The organism is Pseudomonas sp. TCU-HL1, assembly GCF_001708505.1.
Classification (GTDB): Bacteria; Pseudomonadota; Gammaproteobacteria; order Pseudomonadales; family Pseudomonadaceae; genus Metapseudomonas.
The window spans coordinates 4,308,189-4,326,068 of sequence record NZ_CP015992.1 but is presented as its reverse complement, the minus strand read 5'-3'; the positions used below and the strand labels follow the sequence as shown (position 1 = coordinate 4,326,068).

The window sequence follows — 17,880 nt, the reverse complement described above, 5'->3', positions numbered from 1 at the left end:
TGGCAACCGGGACTGGCAGAATGCCCGCCTACCCACCGGTCAGAGTGGGAACATTCCCGCCTTTCATGCGTGCACAACCCGCTTCGATACGACCAGGGAAGTACAGCATGAGCATCACATCCGCCGACATCTGCAACGCCGCCGACGCCCTCAAGGGATTCGTCGGTTTCAACCGCAAGCTGGGCAAGTACATCGTCCGTTTCAGCGAAGACTCGTTCGGCATGGACGTGCCGGACGACAGCATCATTCCGGCCTGCGAGTTCGTCTGGGCAGCAAGAACCGACCAGTTGATGACCCTCAGCCGCGAGTGCCTGCAGATCCTGCTTGACCAGAACATCAACGACCGCCTCAACCTGTGCGACGCGCTGCTGGTCTACCTGCGCCGCACGGACTTGCCGGAGATCAGCGCGGAGCGCCGGCGGCTTTGACGTGGGCCGGTTCCACCCTGACGGAATTTGTCGAGCGGGCGCGCATCGACGCCGCCCGGCACCTGGTCGAGCGTGCCGACCAGGGCCTCTACGAAGCCAGGGGGCGCAACTGCATCAAGGCCCGCGAGGGCCGAGGATCTCAGTAGACTCCGGGAATCAACCGCGAGGTGCGTGCGCAGTAGGCCTCGTACTCCTCGCCGAACTCGGTGCGCAGCATCGCCTCTTCTGCATGGATACGGGCCAGCAGCGGCGGCAGGGTCAGCGCTACCAGCAGCAGGCCGACGCCGGAGCGGAAGGCCAGGGCCCAGCCGAGTGAGCTGACCATCAGACCCAGGTAGCTGGGGTGACGGATCAGGCCGTAAATTCCGTCGGTCACCAACTGGTGACCGGGCTGGATGGCGACCAGGCCGCTGAAGCGGTTGCCCAGCACGAACACCGGCCACAGACGCAGGGCACCGCCGGCGGCGAACAGGAACACACCCAGCCAACGCACGCCATTGCCGCCAAAGGTCCAGACATCGAGACGATCGGTGTAGGCCGGAAGGAAGGCGCTGAGCACGCCGATGACGCCGAATACCGCCAGCACCCAGCGATTGCGGCGGTCTTCCCGGATGCCGCTGCTGAGGTTGCCGCCGGAGAAAGGTGCCAGGAAGGTGAGGGCGAAGAGCACCAGGGTCAACGCCACCAGCGGTGGATGGCTGAAGAACGCGCCGAGTCCGCCCCAGCCGAGGATGGTCAGACCCAGATAGGCAAAGGTGCTGGCAAGCGTGATGAGCAGCAGGCTGGACCGGGACATGGCGCATCACCTCTTCGAGCTGCGTCGACAAGGCATTGGACCGCCGGGCTCGCGGCGGGTGCGGAGCACGGTGCTATAACTGAATACCTTGGGGGATTCACCGTGGAGGGCGCCGTGATGGGACGCCGCGGAATCCTGCTGTTGGCCCTGGTCACCTCAGGCGCCTGGGCCGCCGGCTATGGCGACTCGTACTACGGGCTCGGCCCCTACCTGGGAACCGCGTACGCTCCCAGCCGTTCGCTGCAACCCTATGTCTCGCCGCCGCCCCAGCCCTTTGCCGACCTGCCGCCACAACCCTTCGTGGTGGTGCCCGACTACCACCCGTTCCGCGACGCCCAGCTACCTCGGGTCAGCACCGAAAAGCCGCAGGTGCTGATTCGCACCTTCGACCCGGCGCTGGGGGTGTACCGGGATGCCGAGGTGCGGGATAGGGAACGGGTGATGGACGAAGAAGCGTGTGAGGGTTGGGGGTGTGGTGAAGAGCATATGCGCTGACCTGGAAATTGTTGTGGGGGAATTCATTCGCTAAAGGCGGCGCAGCCGCCCCCTTTGCAATTGCAGGGCAGACCTGCGGTCTGCTTAGCGAATGAATTCGCTCCACAGTAGAAAAGCCTCACGATTCCCCCAGGCTCCGCCGCCCAAACCGCCGCCGGTAATCCGTGGGCGAGAGCCCGACCATCTTGTTGAACACCTTCCGGAACGCTGCCGGGTCCTGGTAGCCGACTTCCCAGGCGATCTGGTCCACCGAGCGGTTGGTAAGTTCCAGTAGTTCACGGGCCTTGGCGGCGCGCAGCTGCTGGCAGTACTCGGTGGGGCGCAGGCCGGTGGCCTGCTGGAAGCGCCGCAGGAAGGTGCGCTCGCCCAGCCCGGCCTCGGCGGCCATGACGGGCAGGCTGACGTGGCGTGCGTCCTGGCGTTGCAGCCAGCGCTGCACCCTGAGCACCGCCTCGTCGCCGTGGGTGAGGCGCGGGGTGAAACGGCGGAAATACTGCTGGGAGTGACGGGTGAGGTCGAGCGCCAGGAAACGCGCGGTGTTGGCGGCGATGGTCGGTCCCAGCAGTCGATCCACCAGGGTCAGGCCAAGATCGGTCCAGGCCATTACGCCGCCGGCGGTGATGATATCGCCGTCGTCCACCACCAGTTTATCGGCATCCACTTTCACCTCCGGGTAGCGCTCGCCCAGGTCCCTGGCCAGGCTCCAGTGGGTGGTCAGCGGCCGACCGGCGAGCAGGCCCGTTTGCGCCAGTACGAAGGCCCCGGCACATACCGAACTCAAGGTCACGCCCGCTGCATGCTGGCGGCTGAGCCAGTTGGCGAAGGGTTGCAGGGTTTCGGCGGGAGGCAGCGCACCGATGCAGGGCAGCGCCACCACCACCGTGGGCTGGCTCTCGGCGCCTGGGTGGCTGTCGTGGGAACAGTGGATTTCGCCGTCCTCGTCGGCTGTCCAGTGACGCACCCGCAAGAGTGGAAGGTCGGCGTCGGCGTGCTCGGCGGCCATGCGATTGGCCACCGTGAACAGGTCGGAGAGGCCGTGGGCCGCTGCGAGCTGGGCACCGGGATAGAGCAGGAGGCCGATCTCCAGCATGGTCTTCATTGTCAGTTTTTCCTGCGATTTTGTCGGTTGCGCCGATCCTCATCCGGCGCCGGGAGGTTCACCTTAGGCTCCACGTCTCCACTCCCACAACCCGAGGTGAACATCATGAGCAAGCAAGCCGTCATCGTAGTCGACATTCAGAACGATTATTTCCCCGGTGGCCTCTGGACGCTGCACGGCGCGGACGCCGCGGCCGACAAGGCGGTCCGGATCATCGCCGGTGCCCGCGAGGCCGGCGACCTGGTGGTACACATCCGTCACGAGTTCACCAGTCCGGACGCTCCCTTCTTCCGCCCCGGCACGGAGGGGGCGCACATCCATCCCAAGGTGCTGAACGCGCCTGGCGAGCCCGTCGTCCTCAAGCACTTCGTCAACGCCTTCCGCGAAACCGGGCTGAAGGACATCCTCGACAGCAACGGCGTGGAAAAGGTGACTGTGGTCGGCAGCATGAGCCACATGTGCGTCGACGGCGTCACCCGCGCGGCGGCTGACTATGGCTACGAGGTCACGGTGATCCACGATGCCTGCGCCACGCGGGACCTGGAGTTCAACGGCAAGGTCGTCCCCGCCGAACAGGTCCACGGCGCCTTCATGGCCGCCCTGGCTTTCGCCTACGCCAACGTGATCTCCACTGACGAGTACCTCGACCAGCAGGGGCAGTGACTCCATCGCCGATCCTGCATGACGACGACCAGGCCGTGCCGATCGAGGCTGGCGGCCTGGAGTCAGGCGGTGAAACCGCCGTCGGCAATGATGTCGGCGCCGGTGACGAAGGACGCTTCCGGGCTGGCGAGGAAGGCCACCACATGGGCGATTTCTTCCGGCTTGCCGTAACGACCGATGGCGATGCCGGGGCCGACGATCTGGCTTACCGGGCCGCCGTCCGGGTTCATATCGGTGTCGGTGGGACCAGGGTGCACGGTGTTCACTGTGATGCCGCGCGGGCCGAGGTCACGCACCAGGCTGCGGTTGAAGCCGGCGATGGCACCCTTGGTCAGGGTATAGAGGGAAGCGGTGGGGAAGGCCGCGTAGTGGGTCATGGACGAGCCGATATGGACGATGCGACCACCGGCCGGCATATGGCGCACGGCCTCCTGGGTTGCGACGAACACACCGGTGACGTTGACCGCCAGCATGCGCTCGTAAGTCTCGAAGGGGATTTCGTCGATGGCGCCGCCCAGGCCGAGCCCGGCGTTGTTCACCAGGATGTCGAGCCCGCCGAGGGCTTCCACGGTTTCGGCTACGGCGGCGCGTACGGCGGCCGGGTCGCCGGCGTCGGCCTGGATGGCGACGGCGCGGCCGCCGTTTGCCTGGATAGCGCGAACCACTTCGGTAGCCTTGTCGGGCGAGGCGCTGTAAGTGATAGCGACGGCGGCACCGTCGGCGGCCAGGCGCTTGGCGATGGCGGCACCGATGGAACGGGAACCGCCGGTGACGAGGGCTGCCTTGCCGGCGAGAGGGAGGGGGGGGTCATGTTGGTGTGCTCCGGGTTTGGTGTGTGTGGAAGCACTATCCCCTGCGGATTGTTCTTTGATTAGTGAGTAATTGTTTGAATGATTTTCAAGTGTTGCTATAAAGTTGGCCGATGGAAACCCTCGCCAACCTCGAATCATTCGTGCGCAGCGCCGAGACCGGCAGCTTCTCCGCCGCCGCGCGCCGCCTTGCCCTGACCCCCGCCGCGGTCAGTCGCAACGTCGCGATACTGGAGCGCAACGTCGGTGTGCGCCTGTTCCAGCGCTCCACCCGAAAGCTCACGCTGACCGAAGCCGGCGAGCGCTTCCTCGAAGCGATCGGCGGCAGCCTCGAAGCCCTTCAGGCGGCCATTGCTGCCATTGGCAACGACCAGGGTGAGCCAGCCGGGGTGCTCAAACTGAGCATGCCGCCGAGCCTTGGCATGACCCACATCCTCCCGCTGCTGCCGGCGTTCCGCGCGCGCTACCCGCAGGTGCGTCTGGAATGGCACCTGGAAAACCGCCCGGTTGACCTGGTCGCCGAAGGCTACGACCTGGCCATCGGCGGCGGCTTCGAGCTGGCCCAGGGCATAGTCGCGCGCCCGCTGGCACCGGCCCATGTCATCCCCGTGGCTGCACCGTCGTACCTGGCGGGGCAGACCCTGCCGACCGACCCGGCCGGGCTGGTCGGGTTCGATGGCATTGTCATGCGCTCGTCGCGCACCGGCCGCGCGCGTCACTGGACCCTGCGCGACGCCGCCGGCAACGAAGTGGCCGCGCCGCTGGCCGAGACCATCATGCTCAACGACCCCGCCGCCATGCGCGAGGTGGCCCTGCTGGGGCTCGGCGTTGCGATGCTGGCGGTGCCCGATGTGCTGCCCTGGCTGGAGCGCGGCGAACTGATGCGGCTGTTGCCCCAGTGGTATGCCGATGCCGGTGCCATTTCCCTCTATTACCCCAGCCGCAGCCTGCTGCCGGCCAAGACCCGCGCCTTCATCGACTTTCTCATCGAACACGTCGAGCGTGAGCGATTGGACAGGCGTTTCGCGGGAAGCCTACGCACCTGACCTATGCTGGACATTTGCTGATCCTCCTGAACTGGAGCCCCCATGAACGATCAAACCCTTCCTCCCGAGTACCTGGAGTTCGCCGAAGAGCTGGCTGACGCGGCGGCCCGGGTAACCCTGACCTACTTCCGCCTGCCGCTGGAGGTGGAGAACAAGGAAGCGGAGCGCTTCGACCCCGTGACCCTGGCCGACAAGGGCGCCGAGCGGGCCATGCGCGCGCTGATCGGCGAGCGCTATCCCGGCCACGGCGTGCTGGGCGAGGAGGAAGAGAACATCGCGGGCGAGGAACCCTGGACCTGGGTACTGGACCCGGTGGATGGCACCCGTTCCTTCATCAGTGGCATCCCGCTCTGGGGCACCCTGATCGCCCTCAACGACGGTACTTGCCCGGCGCTGGGCGTGATGGACCAGCCTTTCACCCGTGAGCGCTTCATCGGCGACGGCACCAGTGCCTCGCTCAACGGCCGGCCGATCCAGACCCGCGCCTGCGGCAAGCTGGCGGACGCCACCCTGATGGTCACCAGTCCCGAGCACTTCCTGCAGCCGCCTTACAGCGACCTGTTCAGGAAGCTCTCCGGCGATGTGCGTCTGGTGCGCTACAGCGGCGATTGCTACGCCTACTGCATGTTGGCCCTGGGGTTGGTGGATATCGTCCTTGACCCGGGCCTCAAGCCCTACGACATCCAGGCACTGATGCCGATCATCCAGGGCGCCGGTGGTGTGGTTACCCGTTGGGACGGTGGCGACGCGCAGAATGGCGGCGACGTCATCGCCTGCGGCGACCCGCGCCTGCATGCGCAGATCCTGGAGCTGATGCGCACGAGCTGATGCGGTGCCGGGCGGGGTGCCGGCGATCCGGCATCCTAGCTCTGTACGAAAAGTGCCTGCGGGCTTCGCGCGTGATGCTGCGTTGAAATCGGCCTCGTGCGCGAGTCCGATCAGAATGCTCATTTACAACGCATAAACTGCGCTTCTTCGGCCGATTGGCCGCCCGTCGGGCCAGCCTTCGGCTGTTACTCCCGATGGTCGTTGCGCCTTGCCTGACCTTCGCTCGACGACTTTTCGTGCAGATCCTCGCTGCGGCTATTTCTGCTTTTCCCGGCTAAATGCATGAATAACAAGCGTATTCACTCAGCGATTAATTCACGCCGAAAATAAACCTGTACATCTCGACCGAACCGCGTATAGTCGCCCCACTGTTCTGCAATTGTTTCCGTGATACTTGGCTCGATGCTCTGATTGATATCGTTTCATCTCCTGGATTCGTAATAATTCGCAACTCAGTATCCCCTGAACTGGTTTCAGGATTATTTTGTTTAATCTTGGAGATATAAAATGTCCAATCGTCAATCCGGCACCGTCAAGTGGTTCAACGATGAAAAAGGCTTCGGCTTCATCACTCCGGCTGAAGGCGCTGACCTCTTCGTTCACTACCGTTCGATCGAGAGCGCCGGCTTCAAAAGCCTCAGCGAAGGCCAGCAAGTGACTTTCGAAGTCGTTCGTGGCCAGAAAGGCCTGCAGGCGGATAAAGTCCAGGTAGCCTGAGACTTTAATCGACTCGAAAAGCCCCGCATTGCGGGGCTTTTTATTTTGCGCACCGAAAACTTCGAATGCTTGGTTCAATTGCTAGTTCTTGCCGGGTATTCGTTGCTCATCGCCCCCTGGCGTTGTCGATATTTCATCAGTGAATATCCGGCGCAGCTCTCCTGGCGGCATCGCCCAATAATCTGGAGAGTTCAGCATGCCTGGTTATCAGGTCAAATATCAGGATATATCCATAGGCGATATGGATTTCCATATCCGCTCACTGCTCGATCTTCAGCAATATCACGACCCAGAACGGGTAGCCGAGCGCCTGGGAATTTCCCCGGAAAGCTGGCCCTTGTTCGGCAAGGTCTGGCCGTCGAGCCAGGTCCTGGCGCACGCCATGCTGACGATGGACCTGCAAGGAAAACGTGTGCTCGAGCTGGGCGCCGGCCTGGGGTTGGCGAGCCTGGTGGTGCACCGGCGTGGGGGTGATATCACCGCCAGTGACTATCACCCGCTGAGCCCGGCGTTCCTCGATGAAAACCTGCGTCTGAACGATCTTGGCCCGATCAAATATCAGTTCGCCGACTGGTCTGTCCTCGATGACGATCTGGGCGTGTTCGACCTGATCATCGGCAGCGACGTCATCTATGAGCACGGCCAGCCGGCGGTGCTTGCGACCTTCATCGATCGTCATTCGGCCGATCTGGTTGAGGTGCTAATCGTTGACCCCAACCGTCCCAATCGCGCGTCGTTCTGCCGGGAAATGGCTGAACTGGAGTACGAGGGAAGTCGAAGTCGGGCGGACTGCACCCTGGGAAATGGCGATGCATACAAAGGCTCGCTGCTGCATTTCCAGCGCAACGAGGCACGCTTCAACCAATAGGTGGCAGTCTCAGCAGACGCCTGAACTGAAGACCGGTGCGTCGTTCTCGTCAATCCGCACCAGCTTGTTGAGGGCGTCCTCGGCCGCAGCGACAGCCTCTGACAGCCGCGGGAAATGATGTTCGCCGTAGACGAGGTGGAAACCGGCTTCCGCTTCCGGAGCGTGCGACCGCACGGCCACGAAGGCCAGGGCGTGATCACCATTCATGCACGCTTCGCTCCAGGCAACGTGTGCAGGGAAATTGCGCTCTTTCATGGAGGGCCTCCGACGTGGGGGGCTCGTTGGGGTTGTCGATTCACTATCCGCCTGTTTTTCCGGCGAGTGGTGGTTTTTCTCCGATGAAGCCGACAGAAGGCCCTGTGTCCAGGCGCCCTGTGCAGCGTGTTTGCGATGGCTATCTACACTGGCTGAGATTGTCGAGCGCCATGCCATGTCCTATCCCCGCGAAAGCACCGGGGTGGGCTGTGGTTTCCCTCTCCCCAGCCCTCTCCCTGAAGGGAGAGGGGGCTGTCCGTGCGGTGTCGAATCGCCGTGCTCTTTCTGTTGGGGCGAATTCATTCGCCAAGCAGGCCTGCCCTCAATACACATCCCTCACATAACGCTTGTCCCGAACCATGGCACTGACATAGGCCTCGGCGTCCGCCGCGCTTAGTCCGCCATGCTCGCGCACCACCGCCTTGAGGGCGGCATCCACGTCCCTGGCCATGCGGCTGGCGTCGCCGCAGACGTAGAAGTGCGCGCCATCCTCCAGCCAGCGCCAGAGTTCGGCGCCCTGTTCGAGCATGCGCTGCTGCACGTACACCTTCTCCGCCTGGTCGCGGGAGAAGGCGGTGTCCAGGCGGTGCAGGTGGCCGGACGCCTGCCAGGCTTGCAGTTCCTCGCGGAAGTAGAAGTCGGTGGCTTCGCGTTGCTCGCCGAAGAACAGCCAGTTGCGACCCTGGGCGCCGGAGGCTTCGCGTTCCTGGAGGAAGGCGCGGAACGGGGCGATTCCGGTGCCGGGGCCGACCATGATCATCGGCCGCTGCGGGTCGGCGGGTACGCGGAAGTGGGCGGATTTCTGGATGAAGATGGGCACTTCGCCCTGGTCGGCGCGGTCGGCGAGGAAGGCCGAGCAGACACCGCCCCGGTCACGCCCGTCGCACTGGTAGCGCACGGTGGACACGGTCAGGTGCACTTCATCCGGCGTGGCCAGGGGGCTGGAGGCGATGGAGTAGAGGCGCGGCTGCAGACGCTTCAAGCCGCTCAGCAATTCGTCCGCGCTGGCCCGGATGGGGAAGGTGCGCAGCAGGTCGGCCAGTTGCCTGCCCCAGAGCCAGTCGTCCAGCTCCGCCTTGTTCGTGGGTTCCAGCAGGCGCGCCAGTTCCGCGCTGCCGGAGCGCTCGGCGACGAAGCGCAGCAGGTCGGGCGTGATCCGGGCGATTTCGAAGTGCCGGCCCAGGGCGCTCGCCAGCGGCATGGCGCCCTGATCCTTCACGTCCACCGTCTGGTGGCCCTCCAGTTCCAGCGCGGTCAGGACTTCAGTCACCAGCGCCGGGCAGTTGCTCGGCCACACGCCCAGCGCATCGCCAGCTTGATAACGGAGACCGCTGCCCTTGAGGTCGAGGACAATCTGCCGGGTCTCCTTGCTGGAGCCCGCGGAATTCAGCACTGGGCTGCGCAGCAGGCGGCTGGCGAGAGGACGTTGGCGGCTGTAGACCGGAGCCTCCACCTCCTCGGTGGGCGCGCCGATGGTTTCCAGTACCGGCTGCGAAACCCTGGCGCCGGCCAGTGCCGCACGGACGGCCGCCAGCCAGGCGTTGGCGGGTTCCTCGTACTCGGGTTCGCAGTCCACGCGCGGGGCGAGGCGTCGCGCTCCGAGGGCTTCGAGGCGGGCGTCGAGCTGGCGGCCGAAGCCGCAGAACTGGCCATAGGTGGAGTCGCCCATGGCCAGCACGGCGAAGTCCAGGCCGCCAAGGGACGGGGCGTTGTCCGCGCTCAGGGCGCTCCAGAGCGATGCGCCATTGTCGGAAGGATCGCCGTCGCCAAAGGTACTGGCGATCAGCAGGGCGGTGCCGGCGTTGGCCAGTTCAGTGGGCTGGATGGCATCCATCGCGCGCACCGTCACTGCGCGGCCTTCAGACTTGAGTGCAGCGGCGCAGGCCTCAGCAAAGGTCTCCGCGTTGCCGGTCTGTGAGCACCAGAGCACCAGCAGCGGCTTTTGCACTTCGGCAGCCGGGGCTGGTTCCACCGTCCAGCTACGTGAAAACAGCCCCGCGAGGATGCCGTCGAGCAGCAGCCGGGTGTCCGGCGCCAGGGGCGCGCTGGCGGGCAGGGTGGGCACGCCGCCCAGGCTGCGGCTTTCCTCGCTGCGCAGGCCGAGCAGGTAACCCTGCAGGTAGAGCTGCTCGTTGGGGGCCAGGCTGAGGTCGGCGCTGGTGTCCAGGTTCAGCAGGCGGGCGAAGGCATTGATCGGCATGTCGGCGCGTTCCTCCGGAGAACCGGCCGCGGCGCTGGCCGTGGCCGTCTCGACTTCTAGCAAGGGGATGAGCTGGGGGCTGGCCGGGGCCACAGGCGCCAGGGCAACGGCGCTGTACTTGAATTCCGGCTGCAGCGAAATGGGGTCGATGGCGTCGCTGGTCACGGCGTTGATCGCCAGGTCCTCGCCATAGAGGTCGTTCCAGTGGAAGGGCGCGAAGCAGTTGCCCGGTTGCACGCGGTCGGTGACCACGGCCGGCAGTACTGCGCGCCCCCTGCGCGAGCGCACTTCTACCTGGCCCTTGTCAGCGATGCCGAGGCGGCTGGCGTCACTCGGATGGATTTCCAGGAATGGCCCGGGGTTGAGTTTGTTCAGCGTGACCACCTTGCCGGTCTTGGTCAGGGTGTGCCACTGGTGCTGCACGCGGCCGGTGTTGAGCACCAGCGGGAACGCGTCGTCCGGCATGTCCACCGGGGCCATGTGCGGGCGGGCGAAGAACACGCCCTTGCCATCCTCGGTGGCGAAGGCGATGGCCGGGCGTGCGCCATCGGTTCCCAGCTTGAGCGCCTGGCTGACGCCATTGTTGAGGTAGCGGATGGGGTTGCGCGCGTTGGCTTCGGTGCCCGGCGCGCAGGGCCATTGCAGTGGGCCCTGGCGCAGCAGCTCGAAGCTGGCGCCGCGAATGTCGTAACCCGTCTTGGGGTTCCAGGCCCGTTTGATTTCCTCGAACACCTCGGCGGCAGAGGTGTAGCTGAAGGCCTCGGCAAAGCCCATCGCGCAGGCGACGCGGGCGATGATCTGCCAGTCCGGCAGGCTGTCGCCGGGGGCGTCCACGGCTTTCTGGGTGAGGGTGAGGTTGCGCTCGGAGTTGATCATCACGCCTTCCGCCTCGGCCCAGAGGGCGCCGGGCAGGAGGATGTCGGCATAGCGATTGGTCTCGGTATCGAGGAAGGCGTCCTGGGTAATCACCAGCTCGGCTGCCTGCAACCCCTCGATGACCTGGCGGCGGTTGGAAACGGAGGCCACCGGGTTGGTGCAGATGATCCAGCAGGCCTTGATCTCGCCTGCGCCCATGGCCTCGAACAGGGCGACGGTGCCGTTGCCGCCATCCTGGCGCAGATGGCCGCGCGGCAGTTGCCACAGGTCTTCGATGAATTGGCGGTCGGCGTCCACCAGCAGCGAACGCTGGCCGGGCAGGCCGGGGCCCATGTAGCCCATCTCGCGGCCGCCCATGGCGTTCGGCTGACCGGTGAGGGAGAAGGGGCCGCTGCCGGGGCGGCAGAGGGCGCCGGTGGCCAGGTGCAGGTTGCACAGGGCGTTGGTGTTCCAGGTGCCGTGGGTGCTCTGGTTCAGGCCCATGGTCCAGCAGCTCATCCACTCCGGCGCTTCGCCGATCCACTGGGCGGCTTTGTGGATATCCGCTTCAGGCAGGCCGGTTATGGCGGCCACCCGCTCCGGCGAGTAGCCCTCGAGGAAGGCCGGCATGGCTTCCCAGCCCTTGGTGTGGGCGGCGATGAAGTCCGGGTCGGTGTGGCCGTTCTGGTGCAGCAGGTGGAGCAGGCCATTGAGCAGGGCCAGGTCGGTGCCCGGCTTGATCGGCAGGTAGAGGCTGGCCTTGTCGGCGGTGGCGGTGCGGCGCGGGTCGACCACGATCAGCTTCGCCCCGGCCTTGACCCTGTCCATCATGCGCAGGAACAGGATCGGGTGGCAGTCGGCCATGTTGGCGCCGGTCACCAGGAACAGGTCGGCCTTGTCGAAGTCCTGGTAGGAACCGGGCGGGCCGTCGGAGCCGAGGGAGAGTTTGTAGCCGCTGCCGGCACTGGCCATGCACAGCCGCGAGTTGGATTCGATATGGCGGGTGCGGATGAAGCCCTTGGCCAGTTTGTTGGCCAGGTATTGTGCTTCCAGCGACATCTGCCCGGACACATAAAAGGCAATGGCGTCCGGGCCGTGGCGGTCGAGCAGTTCACGCAGGCGGCTGGCGGTGTCCTGGATGGCCTGGTCAATGCCGGTGCGCACCGGATCGCGGCTGCGCTCGTGGCGCAGGTAGGCATGTTCCATGCGGCCGGAGTCGGCGAGTGGCTGGGCGCAGGTGTTGCCCTTGGTGCAGAGGCGGCCGAAGTTGCTGGGGTGCGCCTTGTCGCCCGTCACCTTGACCACGCGGTTGCCCGCCACCTCCATGACGATGCCGCAACCGACGCCGCAATAAGGGCACACGCTTCGTACTGTCTTGTTCGCCATTTCCAACACCTGCCGCAGAAACGCAAAAGCGCCATGCCACCCTCCGTCGTAACGGGGGAGACACGGCGCCTTTGTCGTGGGATGGGCAATCGGCATTGATTGCCTTGCCCGTGATATCGCAAGGCACATGCCAAGTTGCCCGGATTCCCTTGCAGCCATTGTGTGACGGCACTTGCGCGGATTATCCGGAGGATTTCGGCGGCCCCAAGGCGGCTTCAGGATGGGGCGCGCGGGGTGCGTACGCACCGTTTTGGTTCCCGGCGGGGCGGGCATCGCAACTGACTCAGGGGGCGGGCGGGAAGACCGCGTGAATCGCTGCAGGCCGCGCCGGCGCTAGGCCGAAGCGCTGCATGCAGGGGGCTTTCGTTGGCCCGTAGGCGGAACTGGCACAGCCACTGCATAGGCAGGACCAGGCCCATCGTGAACAACGCGACGGGCGGCCCGGCAGATCAATGGCGATCACTTCCCCGGGTTGACAGGTGCTCCAGGCAGAGTGGCCCGGTGTCACCCATGAATGAACAGGCAAAGGCGCCTGGGACGATAAGTCCCAGGCGCTTTTTTTTGCCCCCAGAAAACGTGATTGGCTTGGGCCGGGTGCTACCTATGAACTCCAACGTCGCTTCCACTTCTGATATGCAAACGCTGATCGTCATCGGCAATGGCATGGTCGGCCATCATTGCGTCGAGCAACTGATCGAACGCGGCGCGCTGGACCGCTACCGCATCGAGGTGTTCAGCGAAGAGCCGCTGCGTGCCTACGACCGCGTGCACCTGTCGGAATATTTCACTGGCCGCGATGCCGAGTCCCTGGCCCTGAGCGAGGCCAGCCTCTACCAGACGCCCGGCGTGACCCTGCACCTGGGTGTGCCGGTGCTGGAGATCGATCGCGAGCGTCGCGAAGTGATCACCGCCAATGGTTGCGTGGCCTACGATTCGCTGGTGCTGGCCACCGGCTCCTATCCCTTTGTGCCGCCCATCGAAGGCGCCGAAGGCGATTCGCGCCTGGTCTACCGGACCCTGGCCGACCTCGACACCATCCGCGCGGCGTCGGCCAATGCACGCCGTGGCGTAGTCGTGGGCGGTGGCCTGCTGGGCCTGGAAGCGGCCAATGCGCTGAAATCCCTCGGTCTCGACGCCCATGTGGTGGAGTTCGCCCCGCGCCTGATGCCGGTGCAGCTTGACGACCAGGGTGGCCTGGCCCTCAAGGCGCGCATCGAAGCACTCGGCGTGGGGGTGCACCTCTCAAAAGCTACCCAGTCCATCAGTGCCGGTGAGGACTATCGCTACCGGATGAACTTCGCCGGAGAAGATTTCCTCGAAACCGACCTGATTGTCTTCTCCGCCGGCATTCGCCCGCAGGATGCGCTGGCCCGCCAGTGCGGCCTGGAGCTGGGCCCGCGTGGCGGCGTGGCCATCGACGGCCAGTGCCTGACCTCTGACGCGAGCATCTACGCCATCGGTGAGTGCGCGGCGTGGAACGGCAGCATCTTCGGCCTGGTCGCGCCTGGCTACCAGATGGCCCGCAGCGTTGCCGCGCAGCTGTGTGGCGAAGAGGCTGACCCCTTCATCGGTGCCGACATGTCCACCAAGCTGAAACTGCTCGGCGTGGATGTGGGCTCCATCGGCGACGCCCATGGCGCATTGCCGGGCGCGCGCAGTTATCGCTTCATTGACGAAGCCACCTCCAGTTACCGCCGCCTGGTGGTTTCCGCCGACGGCAAACAGGCCCTGGGCGCCGTGCTGGTGGGCGACAACAGTTACTACGACACCCTGCTGCAGTACGTGCAGAACGGCATTGCGCTGCCGGCCGACCCGGCCAGCCTGATCCTGCCGGCGGGCGAGGGCGCTCCGGCCCTGGGCGCCGATGCGTTGCCGGCCACCGCCACCGTCTGCTCCTGTCACAACGTCAGCAAGGGCGCGATCTGCTCGGCCATCGACAGCGGCTGCACCGACGTCGCCGGGGTCAAGGCCTGCACCAAGGCTGCCACTGGCTGCGGCGGCTGCGCGGCGCTGCTCAAACAGGTGGTGGAACACGAGCTGTCGGCCCGTGGCGTGGCCGTGGACAAGAGCCTCTGCGAGCACTTCGCCTACACCCGCCAGGAACTCTATGCGCTGGTGCGCGTGGAAGGCATCGAGACCTTCGAGGAAATGCTCGCCAAGCACGGCCGCGGCCATGTGGGCTGCGAGATCTGCAAGCCGGCCATCGGTTCCATTCTCGCGTCGTGCTGGAACCGGCCGATCCAGGACCCGTGGCTGGTGCCGCTGCAGGACACCAACGACACCTTCATGGCCAACATGCAGAAGAACGGTACCTACTCGGTGGTGCCGCGCATCCCCGCTGGCGAGATCACCCCGGAAGGACTGATCGCCATCGGTGAAGTGGCGAAGAAGTACAAGCTCTACACCAAGATCACCGGCGGCCAGCGCATCGACCTGTTCGGCGCACAGCTCCACGAGCTGCCGGATATCTGGGGCGAACTGATCGCCGCCGGCTTTGAGACCGGCCATGCCTACGGCAAGTCCACCCGTACCGTGAAGTCTTGCGTCGGCAGCACCTGGTGCCGCTACGGCGTGCAGGACAGCGTGAAGATGGCCATGGATATCGAGCACCGCTACAAGGGCCTGCGCTCGCCGCACAAACTGAAGTTCGCGGTCAGCGGCTGCACCCGTGAGTGCGCCGAGGCGCAGAGCAAGGACGTGGGCGTGATCGCCACAGAGAAGGGCTGGAACCTTTATGTCTGCGGCAACGGTGGCATGCGCCCGCGCCATGCCGAGCTGTTCGCCACCGACCTCGATGACGAAACCCTGATCCGCTACATCGACCGTTTCCTGATGTTCTACATCCGTACGGCCGACAAGCTGCAGCGCACCTCGGTCTGGCGCGAAAGCCTGGAGGGCGGCCTGGATTACCTGAAGGCGGTGATCATCGAGGACAGCCTTGGCCTGGGAGCCGAGCTGGAAGCCCAGATGCAACTGGTGGTGGACCGCTACGAGTGCGAGTGGGCCAACGCCATTCAGGATTCGGACAAGCTCAAGCGCTTCCGCACCTTCGTCAACGATGGTCGCGGCGATCCGGATATCCATTTCGTCAACGAACGTGGGCAGATCCGTCCGGCGAAGGCGGCCGAGCTCACCCTGATTCCCGTAGCCGAGGAGGTGGTCTGATGGCCCAGCAGAGCGCACAACGTATCGACGTATCCGAACACTGGCAGGCGCTGTGCGCCCGCCAGGACCTGGTGCCCAATTCGGGCGTGGTGGCCTGGGTCGACGGCGCCCAGGTTGCGCTGTTCTACCTGCCCGATGCGGCGGAGGGGCAGCAGCTGTTCGCGGTGGATAACCACGACCCGCTGGCCGGCGCCAACGTCATTGGCCGCGGCATCGTCGGCCACCTGGGAGGCGACCTGGTGATCGCCTCGCCGCTGTACAAGCAGCATTACCGTCTGGAGGACGGCACCTGCCTGGAGTTCCCGGAGCAACAGTTGCGGGTCTGGCCGGTGCGCCTTGCGGGGGATGTGGTGGAGATAGGGTTGCTTGGATAGAGCGACGAATTTGAGCCGGTAGGGTGCGCCGCGCGCACCAGTGATTGGTCAGCAGGCACTTGGTGCGCATGGCGCACCCTACCCCCTACATGCCACTACGCATTGCCCTCGAATGCCCCGCGAGCGCGGGCGTACATCAGATGGGCATCCATCAGCAGCGCTTCCATTCCCGCCAGCAGGGCCTCCTGGCGCAGGTGGCCGGCGCTACCGGTTTCCTGTTCGCGGCGCAGGCGCTCGATCAGGCGGGACACCTGTACCAATCGATAGTCGCCGAGACGGCGACAGACTTCGGGGCTGGAGTCGGCGCGCACATCCAGCACGTCGTCGGGGAAGTCTTCCAGGGTGGGAAAACGGTGCGGGGTCGTCATGCGCGGGGTCGCTCGGGGCGGCTGGAGGGCTTAGAAAGCTACCCAGACGCCTTGTAAGGGTTCAAGGCAAGCGCCTTGTCCGAATCTTCGTGTTGGCGAGTAGGGAGAATGTCGCGCGAAGCCGTGAGCCCTTGGCACGGCGCGATCAGCTGAAGCTCAACGCACCCTGTTTGCAGCAGCGCACCAGGGCTTCTTCCAGCTTGCGATCAGGCATGGCGTGGGCCCGCAGGATGCTCACTGTCTTCTCGACGTAGTCGCGCGTGGTGCCGTAGTGGCCGCTGGCACTGTCAAACACCTGGCGCAGGACGTGATCCGGCAGGGCACCGGCGTAGCAGGAGATGTTGCGGCGCAACACGAAGCCCAGGGCCTGCACCTTCGAGCCGCCCGTCAACTGGCAATTGAGCCATTTGGGCTGATAGGCCGCATCGGGCATTTCTCGTTGCCAGAGGGCGAACAGGTGCTCTTCCAGTTGCTCTTCCGGCAGGCGGTAGGCAAAGCCGGCGCAGGAACCGCCGCGATCCAGGCCAAGCACCAGGCCCGGGGTTTCCGGCGTGCCGCGATGAATCTGCGACCAGAGGTAAAGGCCGCGGTGATAACCGTGGATGCGCGCGCGGCGGGTCTCGAGGGTCGGGCACTCCGGCCGCCAGATCAGCGAACCGTAGGCGAACAACCAGACCGGCCCACCCCGGTGGCGGGCCATGGTGGTGTCCAGGGAGGCGAGCAATTCGGCGCGAGTGAGCTGCACCGGCTGATCGAGCAGGGGTGGGTACGGCGTGAAAGACGTGTCGAGCGAGCTGCCGGCCATAGGAGTACTACGGGTTCCTCTGGTGGTTCGGGCCGATTCCAGGGCCCGCCCCTGTTGTATCAGGTGGCGGGCCTTTGGCGAACTGACGGTCGTCGAATTCCGTGCATTTTTCCTCAGCAGAAGCAGCGCATGGCTTTCTGATAAAGGAAAGGGATGATTTCTCATGGAGTTATCGCCGGTGGCGATAAGGATTACATGCTGCGCCTGTACTTCGAGGCCACTCTACGGACCCTCCCGTCCCCCACCGGGCACATCAGGCAAAAATCACGGTTTTTTGACTCACTGAATCGCGTGTTTTGCAAGCCATGGGAGGGCTCTTCCGGGCGGTGGCAAACAGCGGATTAACGGAAGGTATCTGCTTGGATGGCTCTAGAATGGGTATTTCAGGCAGTTGTGATGACCCCTTAAGTGGGGTGTGGATGGATCCGGAGTGCCACGTATTCTCATCTTTGTAAGAATTTATTTCATAATAAATTCAATATAAAACAGTAAGTTGAAGTGTTGTCGAGGGTGAAAATAGCCGCCATGACGGTCGCTTGACAGTGTTTCTGGCCGAACCTTTAGTCAGATGTGTAAGAAATTGTTTCGCATTGGAGCGGCTGCATCGTGAGGGCGCTGCAGCCTTAGCCGGGAAACAATCAAAGCTAGGGAGAACGTCATGAGCACTGTTTCGCGAGTTCCATTTCTGGGGGCGATCCCGCCCGTCGCATTGCACCTTTCCGA

General features: G+C 64.7%; 15 protein-coding genes and 1 pseudogene. 9 read left to right on the top strand and 7 right to left on the bottom strand.

Translation table 11 applies throughout. The features are described 5' to 3' along the window. Positions 1-107: 107 nt before the first annotated feature. On the top strand, positions 108-428 hold the full coding sequence (locus THL1_RS19970) for a DUF2025 family protein (RefSeq protein WP_069084860.1): 321 nt from the start codon (positions 108-110) through the stop codon (positions 426-428). 139 nt (positions 429-567) lie between these two features. On the opposite strand, the gene THL1_RS19965 is transcribed toward THL1_RS19970, so the two are convergent. Next, positions 568-1,224, bottom strand: a complete 657-nt coding sequence (locus THL1_RS19965; RefSeq protein WP_069084859.1) for a methyltransferase family protein — start codon at positions 1,222-1,224, stop codon at positions 568-570. A gap of 117 nt (positions 1,225-1,341) precedes the next feature. On the opposite strand from THL1_RS19965, the gene THL1_RS19960 reads away from it, so the two are divergent. Next, positions 1,342-1,719: a hypothetical protein gene (locus tag THL1_RS19960; protein ID WP_069084858.1), complete on the top strand. Its 378-nt coding sequence runs from the start codon at positions 1,342-1,344 to the stop codon at positions 1,717-1,719. Positions 1,720-1,837: 118 nt separating this feature from the next. Here the strand turns inward: THL1_RS19960 and THL1_RS19955 are convergent, their stop codons facing one another. Continuing rightward, entirely contained in the window at positions 1,838-2,818 is a 981-nt protein-coding gene (locus THL1_RS19955; RefSeq protein WP_069084857.1) for a GlxA family transcriptional regulator, read from the bottom strand. Positions 2,819-2,923: 105 nt separating this feature from the next. On the opposite strand from THL1_RS19955, the gene THL1_RS19950 reads away from it, so the two are divergent. After that, positions 2,924-3,481 (top strand): cysteine hydrolase family protein, encoded by a 558-nt coding sequence (locus tag THL1_RS19950; RefSeq protein ID WP_069084856.1) that lies wholly within the window; start codon positions 2,924-2,926, stop codon positions 3,479-3,481. A gap of 62 nt (positions 3,482-3,543) precedes the next feature. Here the strand turns inward: THL1_RS19950 and THL1_RS19945 are convergent. Further along, positions 3,544-4,281 (bottom strand): annotated as a pseudogene (locus THL1_RS19945) (SDR family NAD(P)-dependent oxidoreductase); the annotation flags it as partial. Positions 4,282-4,403: 122 nt separating this feature from the next. Between THL1_RS19945 and THL1_RS19940 the strand changes: the two are divergent. The 4 genes from THL1_RS19940 (at position 4,404) to THL1_RS19925 (ending at position 7,749) form a co-directional block, all read left to right on the top strand. Then, positions 4,404-5,336: a LysR family transcriptional regulator gene (locus tag THL1_RS19940; RefSeq protein WP_069084855.1), complete on the top strand. Its 933-nt coding sequence runs from the start codon at positions 4,404-4,406 to the stop codon at positions 5,334-5,336. A gap of 42 nt (positions 5,337-5,378) precedes the next feature. Then, positions 5,379-6,164, top strand: a complete 786-nt coding sequence (gene hisN, locus THL1_RS19935) for a histidinol-phosphatase (RefSeq protein ID WP_069084854.1) — start codon at positions 5,379-5,381, stop codon at positions 6,162-6,164. A 507-nt stretch (positions 6,165-6,671) separates the two neighbouring features. Further along, positions 6,672-6,881, top strand: coding sequence for a cold-shock protein (locus THL1_RS19930; protein WP_069084853.1), 210 nt, complete (start codon positions 6,672-6,674; stop codon positions 6,879-6,881). 196 nt (positions 6,882-7,077) lie between these two features. Next, complete coding sequence (locus THL1_RS19925) at positions 7,078-7,749, top strand: class I SAM-dependent methyltransferase (protein ID WP_069084852.1); 672 nt, start codon at positions 7,078-7,080, stop codon at positions 7,747-7,749. Between the two features lie 9 nt (positions 7,750-7,758). Here the strand turns inward: THL1_RS19925 and THL1_RS19920 are convergent, their stop codons facing one another. Continuing rightward, entirely contained in the window at positions 7,759-8,004 is a 246-nt protein-coding gene (locus THL1_RS19920; RefSeq protein WP_083245952.1) for a hypothetical protein, read from the bottom strand. Between the two features lie 322 nt (positions 8,005-8,326). Then, on the bottom strand, positions 8,327-12,445 hold the full coding sequence (locus tag THL1_RS19915) for a sulfite reductase subunit alpha (RefSeq protein WP_069084850.1): 4,119 nt from the start codon (positions 12,443-12,445) through the stop codon (positions 8,327-8,329). 603 nt (positions 12,446-13,048) lie between these two features. On the opposite strand from THL1_RS19915, the gene nirB reads away from it, so the two are divergent. Both nirB and nirD read left to right on the top strand, forming a co-directional pair. Then, positions 13,049-15,610: a nitrite reductase large subunit NirB gene (gene nirB, locus THL1_RS19910; protein WP_069084849.1), complete on the top strand. Its 2,562-nt coding sequence runs from the start codon at positions 13,049-13,051 to the stop codon at positions 15,608-15,610. Continuing rightward, entirely contained in the window at positions 15,610-15,984 is a 375-nt protein-coding gene (nirD, locus tag THL1_RS19905) for a nitrite reductase small subunit NirD (RefSeq protein WP_069084848.1), read from the top strand. The genes nirB and nirD overlap by 1 nt, the downstream gene beginning before the upstream one ends. Before the next feature lie 95 nt (positions 15,985-16,079). On the opposite strand, the gene THL1_RS19900 is transcribed toward nirD, so the two are convergent. Next, a complete protein-coding gene (locus THL1_RS19900; RefSeq protein ID WP_069084847.1) occupies positions 16,080-16,352 on the bottom strand; it encodes a hypothetical protein in 273 nt (90 codons plus the stop codon). Positions 16,353-16,497: 145 nt separating this feature from the next. Continuing rightward, a complete protein-coding gene (locus THL1_RS19895; RefSeq protein ID WP_069084846.1) occupies positions 16,498-17,157 on the bottom strand; it encodes a gamma-glutamylcyclotransferase in 660 nt (219 codons plus the stop codon). Between the last annotated feature and the right edge of the window lie 723 nt (positions 17,158-17,880).